Source organism: Microcystis sp. M079S1 (assembly GCF_020246425.1).
Taxonomy (GTDB): Bacteria; Cyanobacteriota; Cyanobacteriia; order Cyanobacteriales; family Microcystaceae; genus Microcystis; species Microcystis aeruginosa.
The window spans coordinates 1-3291 of the sequence record NZ_JADBSZ010000272.1; the positions used below are offsets into that span (position 1 = coordinate 1).

Here is a 3291-nt window from a genome sequence, read left to right on the forward strand (position 1 = left end):
ACTAAATCCTTATCTGGCAAGAGATTTAATTGATTAGTTCGCTCTAGATCAAAAAAATTGACAAAAATCGCCAAATGCCTTTCTATATAAGGGGTCCATCCCTTATAACCCCGTCCATTGCATAAGACAAACCGAAGAGCCTAAAACTTTTGGTAAAGTAACAGAGCGAATTTCTGCAGGAGAGATAAAACCTCTAGCAGCTGCTGATTCATCGGCACGATTAATTATTGTCAAAGGGGTGAAAACTTTGCCCATCGGATTTGTCTGTTTCTTTTCCATATTATTATTTAGTAATCCCTATAATTAGAGAATATATTTTGAGACTAACTAGAGATTAGAGCGGTTACTAATCACTGATTCTAGCTGATAGCTGATAACTAAAAAACTGATTACTGATTACTGATCACTGATTACTGATCACCGATCACTGATTTAAGGTCTTTGCAGGAAGATTAATTCTTCAACGGGGAGGAAATCATAGTATTGACCTTGATTGGCTAAAACTGCGATTAAATGGAGACGATCATCGGGTTCAATGTGTAATCCTTCCCAAGGTACAGCAATTTCCAAACATTGATTAAAAGAAGCTTTGGCACTACTAGGAACTCGCTGCCAAGTAAAATATTCTTGAGCGAATTCTAACCAAGTAAATTCCGTGATTAAATTTATTCCTAGATGATGATGATAACCGTAATCGAGGGGCGATCGAGGGGGAATATCTGCTAGGGGAATTGGACTTTGCAGACGATGCACTTCGTCATAATACCAATATAAATGCACTTCAGGCGGGATATCTTTGCCTAATTCTGCCCCCGGTTTCCAATCGAAACGCAGATAAAAATTGAGGTGATCCCAACCGAAAAAGAGCCTTTGTACTAAGGAAGTCCGGTGCATTGTACCACTGGCGCCGCCAATTTCGATCCGTCCAGCTTTATCCCAATCCTGTTCGTCCCCAAAACCGTCGATAATGGGGTGAATGAAAGCCATCGGACGATTACTTTGTTTATCTCGGTGTTCTTCCACAGGTTCGAGCAAATAGGAGGGAATTGGCTCATTTAAAGCTTGATAAAGAGCGATCAGGTGTTCGCGGAAAAGTTGGTCAAAAATTGCGTCATGATTGGAGGAATGGCCATAACCAAACCACCAAAACCAATCGGAACCTTCCGCTGCATACAATGCTTCCCACGCGTCGGGGTTATTATCTTCCGTCGCTTCCGGGTGATTAGCGAGGGTTTGACGGGCTAAAATTAGATATTCCCAAGCTTTATTTTTAGCGGGATCGCCGATCCAAGTGGTAAAATTGGCATCGATCCAAGAGCCGCTATGAAGTTGATGGCTGGGTATTTTGGCATTAGCGGGAAAGCGATCGAGATATTCAGAGACGGTGACTAATTCGATCGCTTGGTGGTCGCTTAAAAGTTGATAAAGGTTCTCTAGGAAGGGTAAACCGTCTTGATGATAGTTTTCCCAACAGTTTTCGCCATCTAGCGCAATGGTAACTAACCAGGGTTTTTCTAGGGTCGTGGTTTCTGCGTTGGTTTTCAGTTGTTCGGCGATCGCTTCTAGGTGTTTAACTAAGTCTGTAGCGGCCTCTTGCGCTTTCATGCCACTATAGCTAAATCCGATCAGATCCGAGAGACGATGATCGCGGAAAACCATCGATAAATTGCCGTTGCTAGTTTCCAGACAGTAGGGACGATAAAGCAATTCTGGTTCGCTAATATTGCCTTTTTCGTCGCGATGAAAGTAATGTCCCAGGGACCAACCTAACACCCCCTCATCGGAACATAACCACTGAAAACCCTGTTTAGCGACAGCGGGGAGAATCGCGGGACTAACGGATTGTTCCGAGGGCCAAAGTCCTCGAGGATGTTTATCAAAGCGATCGATATAGATTTGCCAAGCTTTCTGGAGATGGCGGGAAATATCTTCAGGATAGTGGAAATATTGCCGAGGAAGGGTCATATTCGGCACTGCTACCCGGCCGGCTTCCGAGTTGGCCAGCAGGGGTAAAATTGGATGGGTGTAGGGACTGGTAATGATTTCTAGTTGTCCGGTTTCCTGCATTAACCGGTGTTGCGGCAAGATACGACGCAGAATTTGACGCTGTTTGGAGATAATTCGCTGGCGATCGCTTAAAGTGAAGTTTTTTCCCTGTTCTAACCAGGCAGCGATTTCTGGGTCACTGTGAAAGATAGGATCGATCCAAGCGAGGTTATGCCAAGCCAAGAGATCGCTATAATCTTGGAGATGCCAATGGCTAATACACCAACTATGACCGTTTTCTTGACGCTCTGCGTATAATTGCCCGTAACGGGGGTGCGGATCGATCAGGGTACGATGGTTAGCATCGAAAAAGTGTTCGAGGATAAAGTGTTTTTGTGCCAGGGTTAACTGCGCTTCTGGGGTGACGGTGAGGGCAAGATAGGGGTCTATAGCTAGTCCGTTGACGTAATCCTCTAATTGCAGGATTAAAGAGGGGACAAGGTTGACAGTTTGGTGTAATTTGGGAAAACGTTCTAGAATCAGGATTAAATCGAGATAATCTTTCACCCCATGCAGTCGCACCCAGGGTAAGCGATATTGTCCCGAAGCATCGGTGCGAGTTTGACAGGATTTGTAGAGGGGTTGGTGTTGATGCCAAATAAAAGCGACGTAGAGAGGATAGGCCATGATAATACCGAGGAAAAGTGCATATAACAGGCTTTAAAGCCGTTATATTAGATAATAATGGACAATAAAGCCCATTATAGATTCTTAAAAGTTGATTTCGGTCACTACCATAATCCTATCAACTGGTTTTGAGGGGGTATCGTCTCTTTGTATTTGTTAAAGGATCGGCTCCTCTGGTGGTGATTATTTGCAGTTCAGCAGTAGAATCTCTAATATTATTGGGCCCTGCTGATTTGAGATCTGAATCTTCTTTTCTGGGATTTTTGGTTCTTCGTTACTTAGTATGGTTCGATAGGGGGGCATAAATCGACTAAATCCTTATCTGGCAAGAGACTTAATTGATTAGTTCGCTCTAGATAAAAAATAATTGACAAAAATCGCCAAATGCCTTTCTATATAAGGGTTCCATCCCTTATAACCCCCGTCCATTGCATAACAAAAACCGAAGAACCAAATATTTTGGCCGCAGGGCTTGCGGTGTCAGTCTGTAGAGCGACCATAAGACCAGAACAGAGTAAATCTGTTAAGGCAGGTGCGGAACCCCGCAAGGGAAAGAAGCAGAAACCTAAATCGTGAGGTTTGGGAATCACCGTCCGTTTACGGCGGTGAGGATGTCAA

2 protein-coding genes and 1 pseudogene are annotated in these 3291 nt (G+C 43.9%); 1 reads left to right on the forward strand and 2 read right to left on the reverse strand.

Going from position 1 to position 3291, the window contains the following annotated elements; translation table 11 throughout:
• Window positions 1-102: 102 nt before the first annotated feature.
• Together IM456_RS17945 and IM456_RS17950 are read right to left on the reverse strand one after the other, a co-directional pair.
• Window positions 103-279 (reverse strand): hypothetical protein, encoded by a 177-nt coding sequence (locus IM456_RS17945; RefSeq protein WP_172970595.1) that lies wholly within the window; start codon window positions 277-279, stop codon window positions 103-105.
• 153 nt (window positions 280-432) lie between these two features.
• The gene (locus IM456_RS17950; RefSeq protein WP_287694043.1) at window positions 433-2673 is read right to left on the reverse strand and encodes a glycoside hydrolase; all 2241 of its coding nucleotides are present in this window, start codon (window positions 2671-2673) and stop codon (window positions 433-435) included.
• Between the two features lie 453 nt (window positions 2674-3126).
• On the opposite strand from IM456_RS17950, the pseudogene IM456_RS17955 reads away from it, so the two are divergent.
• A pseudogene (locus tag IM456_RS17955) lies at window positions 3127-3249 on the forward strand (RNA-guided endonuclease TnpB family protein); the annotation flags it as partial.
• Between the last annotated feature and the right edge of the window lie 42 nt (window positions 3250-3291).